A 21873-nucleotide genomic window follows, 5' to 3' on the forward strand; every position below is an offset into this window, starting at 1 on the left:
CAAATCCTTGGTATCTTCACGCAGCTCTGTCAAATGGTGGAAACGAAATTTCCTGTCCTGTGATTGCAAGCACCTTGAACAAGTCCCCCATTTGATCGGGTGCTGCCAGGCGTTCCACGTCGTCGCGAATACGCTCTTGCTCAGTGTGTGATTTGCCGGCTCCCAGTGCTCCAGCGCGCTCCAAAAGTCCTGCACTGACCAGAAAATCGCCCTGTTTCTTGGCCGGGAGAGCAATCGCGCCGCCCCTGATAGCACTTGCGGCAAGCGCCTCGAAATTGACGTGTGCCGTGAGGTCTGCTTCTCCAGGGTGATTCAATACGTTATCGAAGGCATGTCGGTAGACCGCTTGCAGCGTGTCCCCCGCCGCGGTCTTCAGATAGCCATAGTCTATTATCAGGGCAACGCCGCCGTGATCTGTGAGATGCTTGCCGATTTCTTCGGCAATCGCGTTTGCAGCCGGTTGAGTTTCAACGATCGTTCCTTCGGGCGCTGCAATCAATTCATGAGGCACTGCGCTGTCTGGAAGACGGGCAGTTCCCGCCCCGAACATGAGCTCACCAACCTTCGACAGACCAATCTGACGCTCTCGCCAGCCATCAGCGGTTTTAATGAACTGGTGAATGGGCAGCGCATCAAAGAACTCATTGGCGATCAGCAGAAGAGGCCCGCCCGGCAACTCCTGAAAGGCGGACCTGAAAGTGGGTTGAAGCGGACTGTCGCGGAGTGTCTTCTCTTGCGTCTTGCGAAGCCGAAGGCTTGTTTCGACCAGGTTCAGGCGGGCAGCATTCAGAAAATCCGGTCGAAGTGAGGCCATGCGAAGAACATCAGCCATCAACGTGCCGCGGCCTGGGCCTATTTCTGCCAACTGGACTTCGGCAGGCGATCCCATCGCATCAAATGCGGCAAGGCAGACGGCACCGATCAGTTCGCCAAACATCTGGCTGACTTCCGGAGCAGTTATGAAGTCTCCGTCGCGGCCAAATGGATCTCGGGTCGTGTAGTAGCCGGCTTCAGGATCGCTCAGACATACCCGCATGTATTCGGCAACGGTGATCGGACCTTCTGCCGCAATGCGCGCTTTTAGTCTCTCTTTCAGATCCGTCACGAAACGGCGGCCCCGGTCTTGTTGCGAGATGCCCAGATCATGGCGATGATGCCTGCCAGGATCATTGGCAGCGACAACACGATCCCCATTGTCAGGAACCCACCGAAATAGCCGATATGGGCATCTGGAACCCTGTAAAATTCAACGATTGAACGACCGATGCCGTAGCCGCATGCGAATGCTCCAGCCAGGAAGCCAGGTCTCTTTAACAGCGCAAACCGATGGCTCAAGACGCGCAGGACCAGAAACAGGACGACACCTTCCAGCGCAGCTTCGTAAAGCTGGCTGGGGTGTCGCGGTTCCGGCCCTGCGCCTGGAAATACGAAGGCCCACGGCACGTCGGTTGGTCGTCCCCAGAGCTCTGCATTGATGAAATTGGCTATCCGTCCGAAAAACAGGCCGATTGGTGCTGCGCAGGCCGCGAGATCGAAGAGCGTCCAAATGGACAGCCCCCGGCGCCAGGCGAACAGGATCATGGCGATAACAGTCCCGGCAAACCCGCCGTGAAAGGACATGCCGCCACTCCAGATGGCAATCGCTTCGGCTGGATTGGCAAGGTAATAGGCGGGATTGTAGAATAAGACATACCCCAGTCGGCCACCGATAATGATCCCGAGCGTTCCCCACAAAACGAAGTCATCGAGATCGACCGGGCTCGGTCGCTTCTGGTTGCCCCAAAGTCGCTCGTTTTGAGCGAGAATGCGCATATATCGCCAGGCCAGAACGATGCCGACAATATAGGCCAAAGCGTACCAACGCAGGGCGAAAGGGCCGACCTCGAAGATCACTGGGTCGATTGCGGGAAACGGCAGAACCAATAATGGCGGCACGGCAAATCCTTAAGGCGAGATCCGGAACGGGCAAAGCCAGGCGCAACGCTTGGCGGATCTTGGCGTCTTCGTCAAGACACAGGGTGCGGCGCAATTGGTTCTTGAAGTTGCGCGCATTCCCTCATACGTGTCACCTATTCGCTTCTACCGCAAATAGGAGGGTCCGATGACCCAAGGCCCAAACCGAGTTCTCGACGATTTTGCCAAGCTGATGACAGACGCAGCCGGTGTTGCCCAGGGCGCGCGCCGCGAAGTTGAAACAGCGTTTCGTGCACAGGCCGAGCGGTTTCTTTCGGAAATGGACGTCGTCTCTCGCGAAGAACATGAAGCAGTCAAGGAAATGGCGACCCGGGCACTCGACAAGGTTGAAGAGCTCGAATCGCGCCTCGCAAAGCTTGAAAACCCGGGTTCGGACCCGTCTGCCGACGCCTGAACTGAGTTCTAACGTTGATGTGAGCGATTTCTGTTAATTGTGAATGACAGAAATACGACGCTCACACGCGGCAGAATTGCAGTGTTTTTGAGCAGTATGATCAAAATTCTTGCGGCGTCGTCCACAAGTTTCGGCTTTTCCGGATCAGTTGGTATGTATCGCTTAAATCATTCCTGATCCTATACTCAAAGATAACAGGGATTCGTCGGAGCAAGACGGAACCGGTTCGATCTAAAGGGCCATCAAGGACGCGTTTTGCTCCTCCGGCATGGGACATTTCCCGGCGGCCCGCCCGGTTGTTGTAATCGGGTATTCGGCCCCGGCTCGAAAGGGGAGAAGGCACATGAGCCTCATCGAGATCGAATTCGAGCGACCTGGCAATCCCGTCGATACCATCGAGACTGTCGCCGCCTTGAACGACTGGACGTTTGAACGGTCGGACGAGGACGAAATAACCATCTCCCTTGGCGGGAGCTGGTGCGACTACCATGTGTCCTTTTCCTGGATGGAAGAGGTCGAGGCTCTGCATCTGGCTTGTGCGTTCGACCTCAAGGTCACCGAACCACGCAAAACCGAAGTTCTCCGGTTGCTGGCTATGGTGAACGAGCAACTCTGGATGGGACATTTCGATCTCTGGCACAAAGAGAACGTCATCATGTTCCGCCAGTCGCTGCTTTTGTCCGGCGGGGCTGAGGCCTCCTCAGCGCAAATTGAAGCAATGCTCACAAATGCACTTGAAAACTGCGAACGTTTCTATCAAGCCTTCCAGTTCGTTGTCTGGGCCGGGTATTCGGCTTCCGAGGCAATGAACTCGGCCTTGTTTGAAACCGCAGGAGAAGCATGAGTTTTTCCAAAGATCGCCCTTTCCTTCTCGTCGGAGCCGGCAAGATGGGTGGGGCAATGTTGTCGGGATGGCTGGCAGAGGGTGTCGACCCCGCCGCGATTGTTGTCGCCGATCCAAACCTTTCCGCTGAAATGGGCGCGCTGCTTGCCAAGCATAGCGTGCGCCATGTAACCGCTGCTCCGCCAGATTTGACGGCTGGGATCGTGCTTGTTGCCGTCAAACCTCAAATGATGGATCAGGTGCTGCCGCAGCTTAAAGCGGTCGTTGGCGCCAATACGCTTGTGCTTTCCATCGCAGCCGGCACACCTGTCTCCAAATTTCAACAGCATTTCGGCAAGGTTCCTGTCTGCCGGTGCATGCCGAACACGCCTGCGATGGTCCAACGCGGGATCACTGCAGTGTTTCCAACACAGGAAGTCACTGATACGCAAAGAGCGGATGTGACCAAGTTATTGTCGTCTGTCGGCAAGGTGGTCTGGCTCGATACGGAAGATCAGATAGACCTGGTGACCGGGGTCAGCGGTTCGGGTCCCGCATATGTGTTTTTCCTGGCGGAAGCGCTTTGTGAAGCGGGAAAGGCAGCAGGACTGCCTGATGAAATTGCCCAGGAACTGGCCGTTGCCACGGTCAGCGGCGCCGGTGAACTGATGCACCAGACGGGTGAACACCCTTCGCAACTTCGTCGAAATGTCACCAGCCCAAATGGCACAACAGCGGCGGCTCTTGACGTGCTGATGCACGCAGAAGGGCTACAGCCTGTCATGACAGACGCTGTTGCTGCTGCAATCAGGCGCGCCAAGGAATTGGCCGAATAGTCCTTGCTCAAATGGGCCTGCGGCGCGGGGTCACCCTTTTCGCGGGCGCCTTTGCTTCCTATCTTTGACCTACGAAGGAAACTGGAGGCCCGTTCATGGCGACCGCAAAGACCAAACAGAAGATCCTTAAGACTTTTCTGAAGCTGCTTGAGACACACCCTTATGACGAGGTGTCGCTCCCATTGCTTGCTGAAGAGGCAAAGGTCAAATTGTCGGATATGCGAAGCGCATATGCATCTAAGCTTAAGCTGGTTGCTGCGTTCTATGAGCAAATCGATACAAGCGTCCTGGAAGAACGGGATGAGGACATGGGCGATCAGCCGGCCCGCGACCGCTTGTTCGACGTCCTGATGACACGGATCGACACACTGGCCGAATACAAGGAAACCGTTCGGGCCTTGCGGGCAGCCGCCCAAAAGGATCCAGCGCTTGCTCTGGATTTCAATGCGATTGAAGTGCGATCCCAAAAGTGGATGCTGATTGCCGCTGGCATCGATGTGGCAGGGGTAAAGGCAACAGTGGTCTCGCAGGGACTTTCAATTGCTTTTGGCCGTGTCCTTGATGTGTGGTTGGACGAAGCAGACGAAGGCATGCCGCGGACAATGGCGAAGCTGGACAAGGAACTCGACAAGGGAACTTCGTTCATGAAGCGCCTCAAGGGCGTTGAAAGTGCCGCCAAGAGGATGCGTTCGTTCTTGAAAAAGGCTGCCCAAGGCCGCAACCATCGGCGGAGGCGTGGCGACGAAACGGAAGATGACAGCGCCGACTTTGCTGATGAAGCACCAGCCGGGGCTTGAAACCGCACCAGCAAGGCGGAAACCGACTTGCAATAGCGGAATTGACCGGACAAGGTCGCTTGCGGAATGAAAGGATCCTTTCGTGAGCGACCAGATCAGTTTTGATGATTTCCTGAAAGTGGATATACGCGTCGGACGTATCGTAGAAGCCGAGGAATTTCCCGAAGCCCGAAGGCCGGCTTACAAAATGAAGATCGATTTCGGGCCTGAAATCGGTGTCAAAAAGACCTCTGCTCAAATTACCAAGCACTACACACCCGAGACACTTATTGGAAAACTGGTGATGGCGGTGGTCAACTTTCCACCGCGCCAGATCGGACCGGTCATGTCGGAGGTGCTGACACTGGGCGTGCCGGACGATGAAGGTGAGGTTGTGCTTCTCACGCCGGACAAGGACGTTCCCATCGGTGGTCGTCTCTATTAGGATTTGGTCTTCGGCCTACAAAACCGTGCCCCAGATCCAGAGAAAGGCCCTCCGACGGCTCCATGTTCCATCTGACCAGGAAAGCTGCCTGCGACGTGCCGGGATTATTTCCGGCTCAATCGGCACTGCGGCAAATGGCCTTGCTAGTCTTGCTGTTGTTTCCTGCCTCAACCGCCAAGGCCTGTTCGCTAGCCCTGGTCCTGGCAGTAGATGTTTCGGCAAGCATCACCGAGGAAGAATACGAGCTGCAGCAATCCGGAATCGCCGCTGCTCTCAAGCATCCAGATGTGATAAAGGCCATCGAGACAGTCGATGGAATTTGGTTGCACGGTTTTGAATGGAGCGGGCGCTACCAGCAGAACACGCTGCTTGACTGGAGATTTCTTTACGACGAAGCAAGTGTTTCTGCAGCGGGAGATGCGATACTGGCCACAGAGCGCGATCATAGAGAATTCATGACATCGCTCGGATCAGCGCTCGTTCATGCAACTGATGTTCTCTCGACAGCTCCTGAGCACTGCGACCGACAAGTCATCGACGTGTCTGCGGATGGCATCAACAACGAGGGGGACGATCCGTTGGTCGCCTATGCGACCCACGATTTTGCTGATGTTACCGTCAATGCGCTGGTCATCCGAAAAGAAGAGAGAACCTTCGGGTATTTCGTCAACAAGGTCATTACGGGCCCAGGCGCCTTTGCCCAACCGATCAACACCTATGAAGACTACACGGAAGGTATGGTTCGCAAACTTGTGCGCGAAATCATGGGACTTGGTTTTGCCGAGCTGCAGTCAGGAGACTTAGGTCACGCGGGGACGCGCAGTTTTGCCCGCAGACCGCCCAGTGGGGACGCTTCCAGGTAAATGTCCCCACCGTGCGAGCGGGCAATGTCCCTTGCAATTGCAAGACCGAGACCGCTGCCGGTTTCATCCATGTTTCTGGCGAGATCCAGTCGATGGAAGGCGCGGAAGGCGAGTTCACGTTGATCCGGTGGAATTCCCGGTCCATCGTCATCAACGACAATTGTCAGCCAACCATTGGCAATGCGGCCTTCAACCTCGACGCGGGAGCCATATTTGCATCCGTTGGTCACCAAGTTGGCCAGAGATCGCTTCATGGCCAGTCGCCTGATTTCAACATCCGACGGGCCGTCAAAGCGGATCGTCACGGATTGCCCGGAAATCTCGGCTTCCTCCTCGAGCTCTTCCAGCAAGATCGCAATGTCGGTGACCTGGATATCCTCGTCGCCATCCCCTCTGGCAAAGGCAAGGTAGTCTTCCAGCATATTGCTCATCTCGTCGACGTCCTTGCGCATGGCGTCGCTTTCCGGTGTGTCACCGAGAAAGGCCAATTGAAGGCGCAGGCGGGTCAGGATCGTGCGAAGATCGTGGCTGACACCGGCGAGCATTGTCGTTCGCTGCTCGATTTGTCTCTCAATCCGGCGGCGCATATCGATAAAGGCAACGCTCGCGCGCCGGACTTCACGCGCACCGCTGGCGCGGAAGTTTTCAACCGGACGGCCCTTGCCGAACGCCTCGGCCGCATTCGCCAGGCGAATGATCGGTCTGATCTGATTGCGCAGAAACAAAAGTGCGATGAACACCAGAACCAGCGAGGTTGAGAACATCCAGACCAGGAAAATGTGTGAATTGGACGCGTAGGTCTGGCTGCGGCGGGTGAAAATGCGAAGGATCGAGTCCTCCAGCTGAATGCGGATTTCGACGAAACGGGATCGTCCAACGGTATCAATCCAGAACGGTTTGCCGATCCGTTGGCTGATCGCAAGACTGAGTTCCTGATCGATAACATCGAAGAAGGGTTTGGACGTTGGCGGCGGCAGGGGCTCCAGCGGCAGGATCGTGATTGACATGCCAAGTGCCCGTGCGGACATTTCCTCGATCTTGAGGTGGTCGGGATCCTGCGGGTAGTTTTCCAGAACATAGACAACAGCTGCGATTTCTCGCACGACCGCCTCAGACATGCGTCGTGACACCAGCTGATAGTGGCGTTCCATGAAGACGAAGACCAGTACCGACTGCAGTATTACGATCGGCGCGACGATGATCAGGAATGTCCGTGTAAACAGCCCCTTGGGCATCACCCGGTACATGAACCTGGAAACCGTGCCGTAGAGGTGAAGAAATGGTTTGAGCGGCGCGATCATTGGCTTCAATCGTTCAGCAGAGGGCAGGCGACGCAGTAGGGAGGTAAATACCATCTGGAGGCGTTTCAGTCGCATGCCAGTCGGTAGCCAATTCCTCGCACCGTCTGCAGATAGATCGGGTTGCCCGGATCGGTCTCTATTTTGCGCCGGAGGCGATTGATCTGCACATCGACCGTGCGCTCGCCTAGACCGCTTTCATCGCCGACGATCTTGTGACGTGGTACGGTCGCTCCTGGTTGTTCGGCAAAGATTGACAGGATCTGTTTTTCGCGATCCGTCAGGCGAACCATGGCATCGCCGTTTTTCAATTCGCCGCGCGACGCATTGTAAGAAAACGGACCGAAACGGATTTCTTCCTGAGCGATCACCGGTTGCTGGCTGCCTCGACGCAGAATTGCAGCAATCCGCAGCATCAGTTCTCGAGGTTCAAAGGGCTTAGAGAGATAGTCGTCAACGCCGGCTTCAAGGCCGGCAATACGATCATTCGCCTCTGAACGGGCCGTCAGCATGAGGATTGGAACTTCCGAGTCTTCCCTTAATGCACCTGCAAGTTCCAATCCTGTTTCGCCGGGCATCATGACATCAAGTATGATCAGGTCGAACTCCAGTCCCGACAGGCACTGGCGTGCTTCCGCGGAATTAGCTGCAGCAGAAACCCGATAGCCGTTCTCCTTCAGCAATCGGGACAAGAGATCCCTGATACGACTGTCGTCATCGACCAGAAGGATGTGGTTGGCGTTGTCGTCCGGGACCTGAACATTCATTGCGGTTGTCTTCGCTCCGATTGGCTGTTGGTCTCAATTAGTCCAGCAAGTCGTGAGGCGTCCGGACGAGCTTCAGGATGTCTGCACGCGCTTCTGGATCGATCATTTGCAACAGGAACTTGCGGATAACTTCGTTGCTTCCATCTGGCAATCCAATTAGGGCGCGTTCAAGGCGCTGTTGTTGCAGCCGGGTCAGTTCAACAGCAAGTGCATGGCCCTGATCGGTCGTGAACAAAAGACGTTGGCGACGATCATGATGACCTTCACGTTGCTCGATGATGTCGGCGTCAACCAGTTGCTTCAGAACACGCCCGAGGCTCTGCTTTGTGATCTTCAATATTCCAAGCAGGTCGGTGACCATGATGCCGGGATTACGCTCCACAAAATGCAGAACCCTGTGGTGGGCGCGGCCGAACTCGAACTTCGCCAGAACGTCATCCGGATCGCCGGTAAATTCCCGATAGGCAAAGAACAGAAGTTCGATGAGATCGTAAGGAAGGTTTTCGTCGCCCTCCCGATCCCGGTCACCGGATTTGGCCCCGTGTTCCCCGCCGGAAACGGGAGAAAGTGTCGATTTGAAATTTACGTCAGCCATATTGACTTAATTCTGGTCGATTGTTACTTGTTAGCCACCGCGAACGAAATGATCGGTCTTTTAGATGCTTTTTTACGCATCAGATGCTAAACGAATCCGATCAAGATCGCAGCGGACATCAGGATACCGATAGTAGGCGTGCTGTGCAAAAAATACAGCGGTAAAAAGAGCGCAAGTCATTGGCGTTATTTACCTCTGCACAAGGACAACAATATTCGCTCAAAGAGCGGGCGGGAGATGGAAGATGGCTGGGAAGCCTTTTGATCAGCTCAGTGGTGATATCTGGTACGACGGCACCTTCGTGCCCTGGTCGGACGCAAAGCTCCATGTCCTGAGCCATGGGCTGCACTATGGCAGCAGTGTATTTGAGGGCGAGCGTGCCTATGGCGGCCGGATCTTCAAGTCTGAAGAACATACTGAACGACTGTTGGCCTCCGCCGGAATGCTGGGTTTCGACATTCCCTGGACCGCAGAGCAGATCAATGCGGCCAAGGAAGAGACCCTTGCCCGCATGAACCTGGTCGACGCCTATATCCGACCGGTCGCATGGCGCGGTAGCGAAATGATGGGCATTTCCGCGCAGAAAAACACCATTCACCTAGCCATAGCGGCCTGGGAATGGCCCAGTTACTTTGCACCGGAAGAGCGATTGAAGGGCATTCGTCTTGATATGGCGGATTATCGTCGGCCAGATCCGCAGACCGCGCCTTACAAGGCTAAGGCCGCTGGCCTTTACATGATCTGCACCATTTCAAAGCATGCCGCCGAATCCAAAGGGTATGCAGACGCGCTGATGCTGGACTGGCGGGGACAGATTGCCGAGGCGACCGGCGCCAACGTCTTTTTCATCAAGGATGGCAAGATCCACACCCCGACGCCGGACTGCTTTCTTGACGGCATCACGCGTCGCACGGTGATCGGCCTTGCAAGAGACCGGGGTATAGAAGTGATTGAACGGTCGATCCTTCCGGACGAATTGTCTGACTTCGAACAGTGCTTTGTCACGGGAACAGCTGCCGAAGTCACGCCGGTGTCGGAAATTGCCGATCACCAGTTCCAGGTCGGCGATATCATCAAGAACCTGATGGAAGACTACGATACCGCAGTGCGCCCGGAAGCGCCCTCGTTGAAGGCCGTTGCAGGCTGATCGCATCGCGCGGGGATCTTATGAACGAGGCGGGCTTCAGGCCCGCCTTTTTTGTGTCCCGACTTTGATCTTGAGCATTTTCTTTCGTGGCAAACTGCCGTCATTGCCATCAATGCTGTGTGCTTTTCAGCCCTTCGCCAAGTTTCTTGGCATTTTCGACTGCCTGAGCACCATAAAGCGGCCAGGACTGTGTCAGGCCTTCCATGATGAGGGACAATTCAATTTCCTTGCCTTCCAGCTTAACGGCTTGTGCAGTTTTTTGGGCAACTTCAACCTTGTGATCATTAAGCAGTTGAATGAGGCGCTGGTCCTGAGGAGCGGTTGCAACGGCTGCATGGAAAAGGCAGCCACGGGTTGATTCCGTCTGCATCCAGAGCCCGATCCGATCGAAGATCGTTCCCAGTGCTTCCGCAGGTTCCTCCGGTAGCTCTCCGAAGATTAGCTCCATGTAGCGCTGATGCCGGTGCTCAAGAGCGGCATAGACCATTTCTTCCCTGGAGGGTGTGTATTTATAGAGTGTGCGAAGGCTGACACCAGCTGCGTCCCGCAATTCGCCGACACTGGGTGCGGCAAAGCCGTTTTCGGCGAAAACCCGTTCCAGTCCTGCCGCTATCTTGGTGAATGTGGACGTCATGGTTGACTATGTAGAATGATCGTTCTACATGAGCAAGTAGAACGATCATTCTACATGAGGTGACAGCGTGAATATTCCGCAAAAGATGCGCGGTATCGTCCTGACCGGTCACGGTGGACCGGAAAAGCTGGAGTGGCGGGAAGACCTGACGGTCCCGGTTCCTGAAAAGGGCGAAGTGCTGATCCGGGTTGGAGCGTCGTCAGTTAACAACACCGACGTGAACACCCGCACCGGCTGGTATTCCAAAAGCGTTCGTGGCGACACCGCTTCCGGTGCGACCGGAGGTTACGGCACGGACGCGGACGCCGATGGCAGCTGGTCCGGAACGCCGCTTTCCTTTCCGCGTGTTCAAGGAGCCGATTGTTGCGGCGAAATCGTCGCTGTTGGGGAGGGTGTTTCTGGAGATCGCATCGGTCAGCGGGTTCTCGTTCGGTCGATGCAGGCGGTTGACGCTGAAAGCGATGAGCCGGTGGTCCAGACCTTTGGCTCCGAGCATGACGGCGGCTTCGCCGAATTTGCCAAGACCCGGTCACTGGATGCGATCACTGTCGTTTCCGACCTGAGCGATATCGAGCTGGCGACGTTTCCTTGCGCATTTTCAACGGCAGAAGGCATGATCCAGCGCTGTGGCCTTGGGGCTGAAAGAGTGTTGATCACCGGCGCGTCCGGCGGCGTCGGGTCAGCCGCGATCCAGCTCGCAAAACGTCGCGGGGCTCATGTGACCGCACTTACGAGTGCCTCCAAGGCAGCTGCGCTTAGAGAAATTGGCGCAGATGAGACGCTTGACCGGGATGCTGAATTGCCGGACCGGGCATTTGATGTGGTTCTTGACCTCGTGGGTGGTCCGCGTTGGGATGATCTCGTCGCGTCGCTTTGTAATGGCGGGCGATATGTCACCTCAGGTGCGATCGCGGGACCAATCGTCGAGCTGGATCTGAGGACGCTTTATTTGCGCGACCTGGCTCTCCTCGGCAGCACCTTTCAGCCAGCAAACGTGTTCACGGATCTGGTCGGTTACATAGAAGCCGGTGAAATTCGTCCCGTTGTCGCTGAAACGTTTGCCCTGAAAGATCTGAGCAAGGCACAAGAGAGCTTTCAAGCAAAGTCGTTTGTCGGCAAGATCGGGATCAAAGTCAGGTCGTGAGCCAGCTCTAAGGCATGGACGGCGGTGCGGCTATGCTTTGCGTTCCAGCGCGTGAAACATCCGTCCGCGTTCAGCGTAAAGGATGCAGCCGATCGCACACAACCCGTAAACCATATAGGCCAGTCCGAGAGGTTGAGTTGTCCCGTCGAACAGCTGGCCCATTATGTATCCGAGTATTGCGCCCCCCAGGGTGCTGATGAAGCCGATGACAGACGATGCCGTTCCGGCTATCGCGCCGAGAGGCTCCATCGCCATCGCGTTGAAATTTGCCCCAAGAAAGCCGAAGGACATCATCACAAGGCTTGCGCAGATCAGGAACAGCCACAGGTTTTCAAAACCCAAAGCGGACATGAGAAAGATCACCATCCCGAGCGAGGTATAGATGACTGCTGCACCGTGAGACAGCCGGCGCATGCCGATCGCCTCGACAAGCTGGGCATTTGTGAAGGAAGCCACCGCCATGGCAATCGCAATGGCGGCAAAGACTATCGGAAACAGCTTTCCGAGGCCGAATACGTCGACGAAAATCTGCTGCGACATTGCCAGGAAAGCAAAAAGACCGCCGAAAATGAACGCCAATCCAACGGTGTAGCCCAAGCAGACCCGTGTTTTCAGCGCCAGACCATATGCATCGACAATGTGCGAGAGCACCATGGGCCGACGTTTTTCACCCGGCAGTGTTTCGGGCAAGCGGAGCCCCGTCCAAACCAGCATGGCAAGGCCTGCCAAAAGCAGCAGGATAAAAATCCAGCGCCATCCCGCCGTCAATAAGATGGCTTGCCCAATGGAAGGTGCGACAACCGGCACAGCCATGAAAACCATCATGACAAGCGACATGACCTTTCCCATGCGCCGGCCGGTATAGCAATCACGCACGACGGAGAGGGCGGCGACCCTTGCGGCAGCGCAGCCAAGCCCCTGGAGCACACGCGCCAGCAGGAGCTGATCGAGGTTCTGTGCGAAAATGGCGGCGATGCTGGCTGCGCTATAAACGGCAAGCCCGCTGACCAGCACTTTGCGTCGCCCGAGGGAATCTGTGACCGGACCAAAAAACAGCTGACCGCCACCGAAGCCGATCAGATAGGACAGCAGGATCAGTTGGCGATTGTTTTCCTCAACGATCTGCAGGGCATCGCCAATGGCAGGCAGGGCAGGCAGCATGACGTCAATCGCCATGGCATTCAGCGCCATGATCATCGCGATGATGGTGACGAATTCGATGAACGGTATGCCTGGATCCCGGACGACCTCGCACGAACCGTCCTTCGATTCCGAAGCCGGATTGCCGCCAATTGCGGCGTCTGATGGATCACTGTGCTGTTTCACGGGTGTCGGAACCAATATGGAGGCAGGAGGCCAATGGCCTGAATTGTATAGCGGGATTTGTCAGCCGGTGGTAGCGATAGAACGAAAGCAGGGGTTTGTCACGAAGACCAGCGTGCAGCGTCGTCCTCATCTCCCGATTTTGCTTCAACCCAGGAACCACTGTCCCCGTCCACCAAGTGTTCCTTTTTCCAGAAGGGCGCGCGGGTCTTCAGATAATCCATCAAGAAATCGGCGGCCTCGAAGGCGGCGCGCCGATGGGCCGAGGCGGCGACAACGAGAACAATGTTCTCCCCTGGCGGTATCTTTCCAAATCGGTGAACCACAGTCAGTCCCGTCAATGGCCAGCGTTGCACCGCTTGCTCAGCGATGCGCATAAGCTCCGCTTCGGCCATCCCGGGATAGTGTTCCAGTTCGAGGGCGCTCAGCGTCCCCGCTTCATCTCGGCACAATCCGGTAAACGTCACCAGTGCGCCGACATCCTTGCGTCCTTCGGCAAGAGCGCGGGATTCCAATTGCACATCAAAATCTTCTGACTGAACGCGGGCGACCGGTGTGACCTTCATTCTTCAGCCGCCTGTCATAGGCGGGAAAAAAGCAGCTTCCCGTGCGTCGCCGAGTTCTGCATCGGCTTCCACATGAAGCTGATCGAGGGCGACACGGATCGCGTCTTCTTCTTCAAACGCTGCGGCATGATTTTCGTCCAGCGATTTCAGGTGCCCGATCAGGTCTGCCACTGTCTTGACGGAGGCAGGCACTTCGATGGTTTCTTCTTCAAGGCCGACCCGTTCGCGAACCCATGCGAAATAGCGGATGTTCATTAGTTCCTCGACAAAGTGGCTGTTTTTACAATTCCGGATCTGACCTGTCGGTCACTCCGTAATGAGGTGGCCGATCCCGGCTCGAAAATAGTCATACCCCGTATATAGGGTGAGTGTGGCAGCCAGCCAAAGCGCAATCAAGCCGACAAACGTTGTTCCCGGCAATACGGAATCGCCTGCTGGTCCAGCAAGCAAGAACGCAACGGCGACCAGTTGGACCGTGGTCTTCCATTTCGCGAGCTGGGTGACTGGAACGCTGACTTGCAGCTGCGCAAGAAACTCCCTCAGCCCGGAAACCAAAATTTCTCTGCACAGGATTATGATGGCTGCAACCAGTGACCATCCACCGATGGTTCCATCTGCAGCAAGCATAAGCAGGCAAACGGATACCAGCAATTTATCGGCGATCGGATCAAGCATGCGGCCGAGCGCAGACTGCTGTTGCCAAGCTCTTGCAAGATAGCCGTCAAAGAAATCGGTAATCGCCGCAACCACAAAAAGAGCCAGGGCAATCCAGCGAGACGTGTTGCCTTCAAAATAGAAGCAGGCCGCGACCGCCGGTACCGCCAGAATGCGACCATAGGTCAATAGATTGGGCAGGCTCAGAACAACGTTTCGTTTCATATCGGCTTTCAGATGCGGGCGCCTGAAGTCAGGATCGGAAAACGCTTGCCATTTTCCTTGTCCGGAGTTTCAGCCCAACGCCCCAAAAATTACTCTAACGCGAGTGCCTCGTGGAACCGTCTACCGGTTTCAATCGAATATGCTATCGCCTAGTTGGTCAATCATCATTTTGGCTTTACGCACCATCTCTCTGGCGGCAGCTTCTTCGTCGGGCATCGTGTCTGCCCGGATAAAGGTGTGCACCTTGGTGGTCTCGCCGAAGTCTTTTTCAATCCGACCGGACACCTGCCATTGACCGTTGTTCGATTGCGGCTCAGCGATGATCCGAAAGGCATCGTGCTGCACGGTGGTGGCTTTTGAACTGCTTTTCGCTTTTCCTTCGCCAGACGACGAGAACAGCGATTTGAACATTTTGCCAAGCATCTTGGGCCCACTCCTGACTTGCTTTCCTCCCTTTTACGAGGCGCTGGAATGGGGTGCAAGGGCTCTATGAAGTCGTTGGTCGGTCTGATGAGGCACGGCTTCAGAAGGCTCTGCGTAAACTAGCCAAGTGCCCTTTGCGTCCAATGGTGCCGGCAAAGGGACACATAGGTTTCGTTTCCGCCAATGACGACCTGATCACCTTCTTCAAGAATCGCGCCATTTTCATCAAGGCGCGCAACCATTGTCGCCTTGCGACCGCACCAGCAGATTGTTTTGATTTCCTTCAAATTGTCCGCCAGAGCCAAAAGCGCGGCACTGCCTGGAAAGAGTTTGCCTTGAAAATCCGTGCGTAGACCGAAACACATGACGGGAATGCGGAGCTGATCTGCGACCCTGGCAAGTTGCCAGACCTGTTCTTCGGTTAGAAACTGCGCTTCATCTACCAGAACTGCATCCAGATTGCCGGCCTCCCGCGCCTTGGAAATGTGGACGAATACATCATCAGCCGAAGAGAAAATGTCAGCTTCAGCTGCAAGTCCGATGCGAGAGGCTATTTTTCCTTTGCCGCCCCGGTCGTCGAAGGCAGCGATCAGAAGCAGCGTGTTCATGCCGCGTTCCTCGTAATTGTATGCAGCCTGCAGCAGCACTGTCGACTTGCCGGCGTTCATCGAGGAATAATTGAAATAGAGTTTTGCCATGAGCCAAGGATCGGGAATCGGGTTGATCGTCGTTCGCAGTGTTCCCAATCGGAGGCCAAGCCTCAAACACTTTCAGGCAAAGGCCACAGCTTATCGCTCAATCGGCGGCAGGCTCGACAAGACCAAGTTCGACAATCAGGGGAAGGTGGTCAGATCCGATGTCCGGCCCAAGCGTCACGTCGACAATCTGGAGATCTGAAGATGCACCAAACTGATCGACCGGAGCCCCGAGGATCTGGTGAAGGCGATAGTCGAAAAAGAAGCGGGTGTTTCGTGGCCAGCCGCCTGGATAAGCTGTCGCCAAGTCATTGGTGCTGAGCGTTTCCTGAAAACGGCCCGACCAGGGCGAACTGTTCCAGTCGCCGATTGCCAGGATCTGTCCGGAGTTTTCATTGCGCAGGCGCTCAATGACCTTGTCCAGCTCATCGAGATAGTCCCGCTTGTTCTGCCACCGTGGTTCGGTCCGCGGGCTGTCAGGATGTATGACCACCAGCTGCAGAGGGGGCCCGCCAGTATCCAGCGTCAACGAAAGCAGCTCGCGGTCCGCGTCGTAATAAACATTTGCACCAGCCGGCAGTTTGCCTTGAATGACTTTCGTTTCGGCCTTCACTATGGGGAAGCGGGAATAGACTGCCAATCCGCCAAGTTCTCCGATCTGCAGGTGTTCCGGAAATCCGTTTTGGCCCGTGCTGCCTATCGGAAGGCCGAGCCGCTCCCATCTGCGCTCCTGCAGCCACCAGAGCACTTCCTGCATTACGACAATGTCGGCTTTTTCCCTTTCAAGAAACGTGGTGAGAACCTCGTCACCCAAAAAGAGATGTTCGATATTTATCGAGATTATCTTGAGCGGCTGTCTGCCATCAGCCAAGGCCGTTGGTGAGATCGTGTTTGCCTGGGTGCGAGAGGAGGTCTGAGCCACCAGGGCTGCGAAGGCTGCCAATGAGAGGAGCCAGAAAAACCTGTAGAGCAGCTTGAAGCGATGGCTGACAAACAATCCAAGCAGCCCGCCGATCACGCCTGCCAGCGCAGCCATCAGATATTGCGTGAGGAAAAAGCTCATATTGTCCGCCAACCAGAAATCAGGCGCGACGAATGTAGACAGCCCCATGAGGCAGACGGTCAATGCTCCAAGCAAGCCGCACCAACCGATCAGCGATATTCCCGCTCGTGTCAGTGATCTGCGCATTTCTGGTTTTTGTTGTTGCATCAGGAGAATTTTCCGGCGTTCATCCGGCGATACTAGAGACCGCAGACGATCTGTCTATGCACTGCTGATTGCCGCCCTTCAAGCTGAAGAATGTTCAAGCGCCTTCAGCATTGGCTGAATTTGAGATCCATAGTCTTTCCATGTGCCAGGCATAGACAGCTTGTTCTGGCTGGTGGTCACAGAACCTTCCTGACTTTCTTTGTCAAAAGGAGCGAGGCAACTGTCATTCCACGTCAGGCCCAGATGATCGATGAGCGTCCGGCTTTCGGCTTCCGGATCTGCAACAAGAGTTTCAAAAGACTGATCCAGAAGCGTCACTGGCAGGACGTTTTGCCAATGATCCATCAATTCAAGATACTGGCCATGATAGTGCCCGAGGGAGCTCTGGTCCGCATTGTAAGTGTGCTCTGCAGGTAACGGCGTCCTATAGAGATCGAAGCAGGTGTCTGCTGCCGATCTTGTTGCGTGAATGAAGGACGCATTGGGAAAGAGCAGGGCAAGCAGCCAAAGATACTCAAAGCTGAGCAGTGTGGTATCGATGATCAGTTTGGACCTTTTGTCCAGTTTGTCCAGGCTGCCCAGATATTTCCGTCCGATGCGCTGCGCGGTTCTCTTGTCGAGAGCGAGAGCCTGATCGAACAGTGCGGGGCCGTGAGGTTGCCCCTTGGTGAATTCTCCAATGGTCTGCAGGAAAGCCTGAACTTCTTCGGCAGCTGTTACATCAGGATGGCTGGAAACCACCATTTCTATCAAAGACCCGCCGGACTGCGGCATGCCGACGACAAAGACAGGTCGTCCGCTGGAAAGTGCAAAGTCTTTGCGGCTATTGAAGAACTCTTCGGTGAAAACCGTTTTGCAGGTTTTGACGAACCATTCGTAGTGTTCCGGCTGATAACCTCGGTAAAGACCTGCTCGGTAATTGTCGAAATAGTGAAATGCCTTTTCGACGTCCTGGCGGTCGTTCAGGATATTACCGGCAGCAAAGGACAGCTTTGCGATCTCCGGGTGAGCAGCACCTTCCGGTACAGTGCTCAAGATGCGTTCAATCCTGGTCAGGACGTTTTCCTTCAGGCTTTCGTCCGAAGAATTGGCAGCAGCGACAAGCACAAGCGCGTCGTCGGGTGACAACTCGAAGGCAGCATGAATACACTCTTCCGCAGCATCCGTGTGACCGAGGCTTCTTTCAACGTCGTAGAGGCCGAGTTGTGATCTGGCTGATCCTGGTTCCGCGATCAAAGCCCGTTCGAATGCCTGTTTGGCCATGACCGGTTTGCGCAGGTCGGCGTAGATCTGGCCGAGGACCCGTTGTGTGTATTCCGACTTGCCATCTAGGGCGACGCCCTTGCGGGCTGGAGCCAAGGCTTCCTCACTTTGCGCGTTCAGGTTCAGTGCACTGGCAAGGGTCGTGTGAACCGCAGCTTCTTTTTTTGCGGCTTTGGCGGCGGACGCCAGATGCGGCACTGCGCGTCCAGGCTGCCCGAAGAACAAGTAAGCCAGGCCAAGGCCATAGTTGACCCTGGCATTTGCGGGATCCTGATCGTGAAGATCGATCAACAAGGGCATCGCTTCAGCGAATTTTTGGCTGTCTATCAGCTTGAAGGCGCGGTCGATCGTATATTGAGACATCTTCGTTTCCGGGCTTGGCGCGGATAGCTGCGCAGTTTTGGAAATACGTGGGAACCCGAGTATCGCGGGTTTGGAAGTCAGCCGCTTCTAGCAGCTAGGTTGACGGAATAAAATGCCGGAAACGCGCTGGGCGAAAACGAGGCAAGACCAAACCGACCTCTTTGACGCCGCTATTCGTGAAAGTGGTCATAGACCAGACGAGCCATGGCTTCGGAAATTCCCGGCACGGCTGCCAGATCATCAAGTCCGGCCTTGGAGACGGCCTTGGCGGTTCCAAAATGGGTCAGAAGGGCTTTCTTTCGGGTCGGGCCGATCCCGGCGATTTCGTCAAGCGGGTTCTTCACGATATCTTTCTTGCGACGTGCCCGGTGACTGCCGATCGCAAAGCGGTGCGCTTCGTCTCGCAAACGCTGAACGAAGTAAAGCACCGGATCCCGCTCCGGCAGCATGAACGACTGCCTTCCTGGGATGAAAAACTTCTCTCGTCCTGCGTCCCGGTCGGGTCCCTTTGCGATGCCGACAAGCGGAACGTCGGTAAGGCCGAGTTCTTCCAGCGTTTCCCGTGCGGCCGTCAGTTGACCCTGACCACCATCAATCAAAACCAGATCTGGCCAGGCTGGCATTTCAGAAGCAATGGGAACATCGCTGTCTTCGTCGTTGGCATCACCGTTCTGCGCCGTGTTTTGCTCGTCTTTGGCGCATTCGCGGGCATGTTCCTTGAGGAGACGCGAAAAGCGGCGCATCAGAACTTCACGCATCATCCCATAGTCATCGCCTGGAACCAGGTCTTCGGACTTGATGTTGAATTTGCGGTATTGGCCTTTCGTGAAACCTTCAAGACCGGCAACGATCATGCCACCAACCGCATTTGTGCCCATGATGTGAGAGTTGTCGTAGACTTCAATACGGCGAGGTGGCGCTTTCAGGTCAAATGCTTCCGCCACGCCCTTCAGCAGCCGTGCCTGGCTTGAGGTTTCAGCAAGGCGCCGTCCGAGCGCCTCGCGTGCATTTGTCAAAGCATGGTCTACAAGTTCTTTCTTTTCGCCGCGCTGGGGCGTTGCGACCTCTACCTTGCGTCCAGTGCGCTCCGTCAGGGCTTCAGACAGGAGTTCCTGCTCCGTCAGCTTGTGTGACAGGAGGATCTGTTTTGGTGCCGGCTTGTCGTCATAGAACTGCGCAAGAAAGCTTTCCAGGATGTCTGCTTCCTCCAGCGACTTGTCCGCTTTTGGGAAATAGGCTCTGTTGCCCCAGTTCTGGCCGGTGCGAAAGAAGAAAACCTGGACGCAATTCTGCCCGCCCTCCTGGTGGATGGCAAAGACATCAGCTTCCTCAACGGATTGTGGATTGATGCCTTGATGCGCCTGGATATGGGACAGCGCTGACAGACGATCCCTATAGATGGCAGCTCTTTCAAATTCCAGGTCCGCCGACGCGGTTTCCATCTGTTCGGCAAGCTGTTTCTTGATGAGCTGGCTGCGACCGGACAGGAAGGCCTTGGCTTCAGAAACCAGACCCGCATAGTCTTCTCGATCGATTTCGCCGGTGCAGGGACCAGCGCAGCGCTTGATCTGATACTGCAGGCAGGGTCTGGTCCGGTTCTCATAGTAGCTGTCGGAACAGGTCCGGATCAGAAAGGCTTTCTGGAGCGCATTGATGGTCCGGTCGACAGCACCGGCGGAGGCGAAAGGGCCGAAATAGTCGCCCTTGCGTTTGCGTGCACCGCGGTGCTTGACGATAGCCGCGGATTCGTGGTCACCGGTCACCAGAATATAGGGAAAGGATTTGTCGTCGCGCAGCAGCACGTTGAAGCGCGGCCGAAGGCGTTTGATAAGATTGGCTTCCAGCAGCAGGGCTTCAGGTTCTGTCTGCGTCACGACGAATTCCATCGATGCTGTCGACAGTATCATGCGCATGATCCGGTTGGATTGACCCTGCAGGCGCGTATAGCTGGTGACACGCTTCTTCAGACTGCGTGCCTTGCCGACATAAAGAACCTCGCCATTCTCATCCAGCATGCGATAGACGCCAGGGCCGTTTGGCAGGCGCTTTACCTCATCCGCGATGACGTCGACCCCCTTCTTCAAAGGTTCGGTCTCGCCTTCGGTCTTCTCATCCGGCAATTGAGAATCAGGTTCTTGCTGCATGTCAGATATTTATGCGTCTTGCCGCCCCGGGGAAAGGGGCACAGCGCGATGTGCAGAGGGAAAACCAGCCGTTTGATGATCAGGCGCTGTGGCCCAGCATATAGACGGTCGCAATATAAAGGACATAGGCAGCTGTCATGGCGAGGCCGGATATTCTCCCAAGACAAATCCGAAATCCGGCCAGAGCGGTCAAAAGTATCGCGCAGGCCAGCATGACCCAGATGTCGAGTTTCAGAACTTCAGGCGGAACGTCAATCGGCACGACGACCGCAGTGATACCGATGATGGCAAGCAGGTTGAAGATGTTCGAGCCGATGACGTTGCCGATGGCGACCGCGCCATGCTGCCGGATGGCGGCCATGACAGTCGTGGCCAGTTCGGGCAAAGAGGTGCCTAGAGCGATGATCGTCAGACCAATAACGGCTTCGCTGACACCCCACGCGCTTGCGATGCTGGTTGCTCCGCTGATGGTGAAATGTGCCCCCAGTGGCAGTCCAACCAGGCCAAGGACAATATAGATGACGGCGATCCAGACCGAGTCCGGTACATCGTCAACATCGTCGAGGGCATCGTCTTCTTCTTCGGGTTGATCCGTCGCAACAGCAGCACCGGCCGCAGCTGCAGCGATGGCTTTCTGTTCTTTCCGGTGTCGCTGGGCGACCATTGTCGAGGCTGCCAGAAACGCACCGAGCAGAATGAGAAGGATGAAACCTTCCGGCAGGCCGATCGGTGTGAAGAAGCAGAACGTGATGAAGACTATGGTCACGGCGACCATGAAAAGCGCGTTTCTGGTGGCCCCCGACTCGCCACATGGGGTGGCTGCAATCAGGGCAGGCATGCCGAGCACCAGCAGCACATTGGCGATATTGGAGCCGACGACGTTACCAATGGATATGCCACCGGCACCTTCCAGCGCAGCCTTGAGCGAAATAACCAACTCGGGAGCCGAGGTGCCGAATGCCACAATCGTCAGACCGATGACCAGATTTGGGATGCCGAGCCGCTGGGCAATGCCCACCGACCCCCTGACCAGGACATCGCCGGCGATAATCAGCACAACAAGTCCGCCTGCAAGGCTTATGTAGTCAAACAGCATCTAAAGGTTCCGGTTCGGGTCGGTCGTGCCATCAGAGAGCGGCAAATGGGAAGGAGCGCTCAATTACAGTTGGGCGCCTTATACGCAATAGATTGGGGCGGGGAAAGCCGTGGACAAGGATCTTTGAACAGAGTGATAGGTCATTTTTACCGGCACCCTCTTGCAATTTGCGAGTCGGTTAACCGTACTTTCATTGTGCCAGATTGTTGCCTCCA

At 55.7% G+C, this 21873-nt stretch carries 24 protein-coding genes; 8 read left to right on the top strand and 16 right to left on the bottom strand.

Features of this window, described 5'->3' with window-relative positions:
- Positions 1-16: 16 nt before the first annotated feature.
- Positions 17-1105, bottom strand: a complete 1089-nt coding sequence (locus FIV00_RS09675; RefSeq protein ID WP_247649366.1) for a class I SAM-dependent methyltransferase — start codon at positions 1103-1105, stop codon at positions 17-19.
- A complete protein-coding gene (gene lgt / locus FIV00_RS09680) occupies positions 1102-1935 on the bottom strand; it encodes a prolipoprotein diacylglyceryl transferase (RefSeq protein WP_247649367.1) in 834 nt (277 codons plus the stop codon). The genes FIV00_RS09675 and lgt overlap by 4 nt, the downstream gene beginning before the upstream one ends.
- Positions 1936-2101: 166 nt before the next feature.
- On the opposite strand from lgt, the gene FIV00_RS09685 reads away from it, so the two are divergent.
- The 6 genes from FIV00_RS09685 (at position 2102) to FIV00_RS09710 (ending at position 6111) form a co-directional block, all read left to right on the top strand.
- Positions 2102-2368, top strand: a complete 267-nt coding sequence (locus tag FIV00_RS09685) for an accessory factor UbiK family protein (protein ID WP_152500560.1) — start codon at positions 2102-2104, stop codon at positions 2366-2368.
- Positions 2369-2711: 343 nt separating this feature from the next.
- Positions 2712-3212 (top strand): YbjN domain-containing protein, encoded by a 501-nt coding sequence (locus tag FIV00_RS09690; RefSeq protein ID WP_152500561.1) that lies wholly within the window; start codon positions 2712-2714, stop codon positions 3210-3212.
- On the top strand, positions 3209-4027 hold the full coding sequence (gene proC, locus FIV00_RS09695; protein ID WP_152500562.1) for a pyrroline-5-carboxylate reductase: 819 nt from the start codon (positions 3209-3211) through the stop codon (positions 4025-4027). The genes FIV00_RS09690 and proC overlap by 4 nt, the downstream gene beginning before the upstream one ends.
- A gap of 95 nt (positions 4028-4122) precedes the next feature.
- Complete coding sequence (locus FIV00_RS09700) at positions 4123-4824, top strand: TetR/AcrR family transcriptional regulator (protein ID WP_152500563.1); 702 nt, start codon at positions 4123-4125, stop codon at positions 4822-4824.
- A gap of 82 nt (positions 4825-4906) precedes the next feature.
- Positions 4907-5248, top strand: coding sequence for a tRNA-binding protein (locus tag FIV00_RS09705; RefSeq protein WP_152500564.1), 342 nt, complete (start codon positions 4907-4909; stop codon positions 5246-5248).
- Between the two features lie 62 nt (positions 5249-5310).
- A complete protein-coding gene (locus tag FIV00_RS09710; RefSeq protein WP_152500565.1) occupies positions 5311-6111 on the top strand; it encodes a DUF1194 domain-containing protein in 801 nt (266 codons plus the stop codon).
- Here FIV00_RS09710 and FIV00_RS09715 read toward each other — a convergent pair.
- The 3 genes from FIV00_RS09715 to FIV00_RS09725 form a co-directional block, all read right to left on the bottom strand.
- On the bottom strand, positions 6054-7412 hold the full coding sequence (locus tag FIV00_RS09715; protein ID WP_152504191.1) for an ATP-binding protein: 1359 nt from the start codon (positions 7410-7412) through the stop codon (positions 6054-6056). The genes FIV00_RS09710 and FIV00_RS09715 overlap by 58 nt on opposite strands.
- A 65-nt stretch (positions 7413-7477) precedes the next feature.
- A complete protein-coding gene (locus FIV00_RS09720; RefSeq protein WP_152500566.1) occupies positions 7478-8176 on the bottom strand; it encodes a response regulator in 699 nt (232 codons plus the stop codon).
- A 37-nt stretch (positions 8177-8213) separates the two neighbouring features.
- Positions 8214-8771: a MarR family winged helix-turn-helix transcriptional regulator gene (locus tag FIV00_RS09725; protein WP_152500567.1), complete on the bottom strand. Its 558-nt coding sequence runs from the start codon at positions 8769-8771 to the stop codon at positions 8214-8216.
- 244 nt (positions 8772-9015) lie between these two features.
- On the opposite strand from FIV00_RS09725, the gene FIV00_RS09730 reads away from it, so the two are divergent.
- On the top strand, positions 9016-9918 hold the full coding sequence (locus FIV00_RS09730; RefSeq protein ID WP_152500568.1) for a branched-chain amino acid aminotransferase: 903 nt from the start codon (positions 9016-9018) through the stop codon (positions 9916-9918).
- Positions 9919-10027: 109 nt separating this feature from the next.
- On the opposite strand, the gene FIV00_RS09735 is transcribed toward FIV00_RS09730, so the two are convergent.
- On the bottom strand, positions 10028-10552 hold the full coding sequence (locus FIV00_RS09735) for a TetR/AcrR family transcriptional regulator (RefSeq protein WP_152500569.1): 525 nt from the start codon (positions 10550-10552) through the stop codon (positions 10028-10030).
- Between the two features lie 85 nt (positions 10553-10637).
- Between FIV00_RS09735 and FIV00_RS09740 the strand changes: the two genes are divergently transcribed.
- Positions 10638-11696 carry an alcohol dehydrogenase family protein gene (locus FIV00_RS09740; protein WP_152504192.1) on the top strand — a complete coding sequence of 353 codons (1059 nt, stop codon included), beginning with the start codon at positions 10638-10640 and terminating at the stop codon, positions 11694-11696.
- Positions 11697-11726: 30 nt separating this feature from the next.
- Here the strand turns inward: FIV00_RS09740 and FIV00_RS09745 are convergent, their stop codons facing one another.
- From FIV00_RS09745 to FIV00_RS09790, 10 genes are all read right to left on the bottom strand, one after another.
- Positions 11727-13022, bottom strand: a complete 1296-nt coding sequence (locus FIV00_RS09745) for a multidrug effflux MFS transporter (RefSeq protein WP_247649369.1) — start codon at positions 13020-13022, stop codon at positions 11727-11729.
- Between the two features lie 98 nt (positions 13023-13120).
- The gene (locus tag FIV00_RS09750) at positions 13121-13585 is read right to left on the bottom strand and encodes a molybdenum cofactor biosynthesis protein MoaE (protein ID WP_152500570.1); all 465 of its coding nucleotides are present in this window, start codon (positions 13583-13585) and stop codon (positions 13121-13123) included.
- 3 nt (positions 13586-13588) lie between these two features.
- On the bottom strand, positions 13589-13840 hold the full coding sequence (gene moaD / locus FIV00_RS09755) for a molybdopterin converting factor subunit 1 (protein ID WP_152500571.1): 252 nt from the start codon (positions 13838-13840) through the stop codon (positions 13589-13591).
- Positions 13841-13891: 51 nt separating this feature from the next.
- Positions 13892-14464: a CDP-diacylglycerol--glycerol-3-phosphate 3-phosphatidyltransferase gene (gene pgsA, locus FIV00_RS09760; protein WP_152500572.1), complete on the bottom strand. Its 573-nt coding sequence runs from the start codon at positions 14462-14464 to the stop codon at positions 13892-13894.
- Positions 14465-14593: 129 nt separating this feature from the next.
- Complete coding sequence (locus tag FIV00_RS09765) at positions 14594-14887, bottom strand: HlyU family transcriptional regulator (RefSeq protein ID WP_152500573.1); 294 nt, start codon at positions 14885-14887, stop codon at positions 14594-14596.
- A gap of 119 nt (positions 14888-15006) precedes the next feature.
- Positions 15007-15585, bottom strand: coding sequence for a thymidine kinase (locus FIV00_RS09770; protein WP_152500574.1), 579 nt, complete (start codon positions 15583-15585; stop codon positions 15007-15009).
- A gap of 97 nt (positions 15586-15682) precedes the next feature.
- Positions 15683-16792 (bottom strand): endonuclease/exonuclease/phosphatase family protein, encoded by a 1110-nt coding sequence (locus FIV00_RS09775; RefSeq protein WP_209006880.1) that lies wholly within the window; start codon positions 16790-16792, stop codon positions 15683-15685.
- 78 nt (positions 16793-16870) lie between these two features.
- Positions 16871-18418, bottom strand: coding sequence for a sulfotransferase (locus tag FIV00_RS09780; protein ID WP_152500575.1), 1548 nt, complete (start codon positions 18416-18418; stop codon positions 16871-16873).
- Positions 18419-18588: 170 nt separating this feature from the next.
- Positions 18589-20562 carry an excinuclease ABC subunit UvrC gene (gene uvrC, locus FIV00_RS09785; RefSeq protein WP_209006881.1) on the bottom strand — a complete coding sequence of 658 codons (1974 nt, stop codon included), beginning with the start codon at positions 20560-20562 and terminating at the stop codon, positions 18589-18591.
- 79 nt (positions 20563-20641) lie between these two features.
- Complete coding sequence (locus tag FIV00_RS09790; protein WP_152500576.1) at positions 20642-21658, bottom strand: calcium/sodium antiporter; 1017 nt, start codon at positions 21656-21658, stop codon at positions 20642-20644.
- Positions 21659-21873: the final 215 nt, after the last annotated feature.

This window comes from Labrenzia sp. THAF82, assembly GCF_009363435.1.
Classification (GTDB): Bacteria; Pseudomonadota; Alphaproteobacteria; order Rhizobiales; family Stappiaceae; genus Roseibium; species Roseibium porphyridii.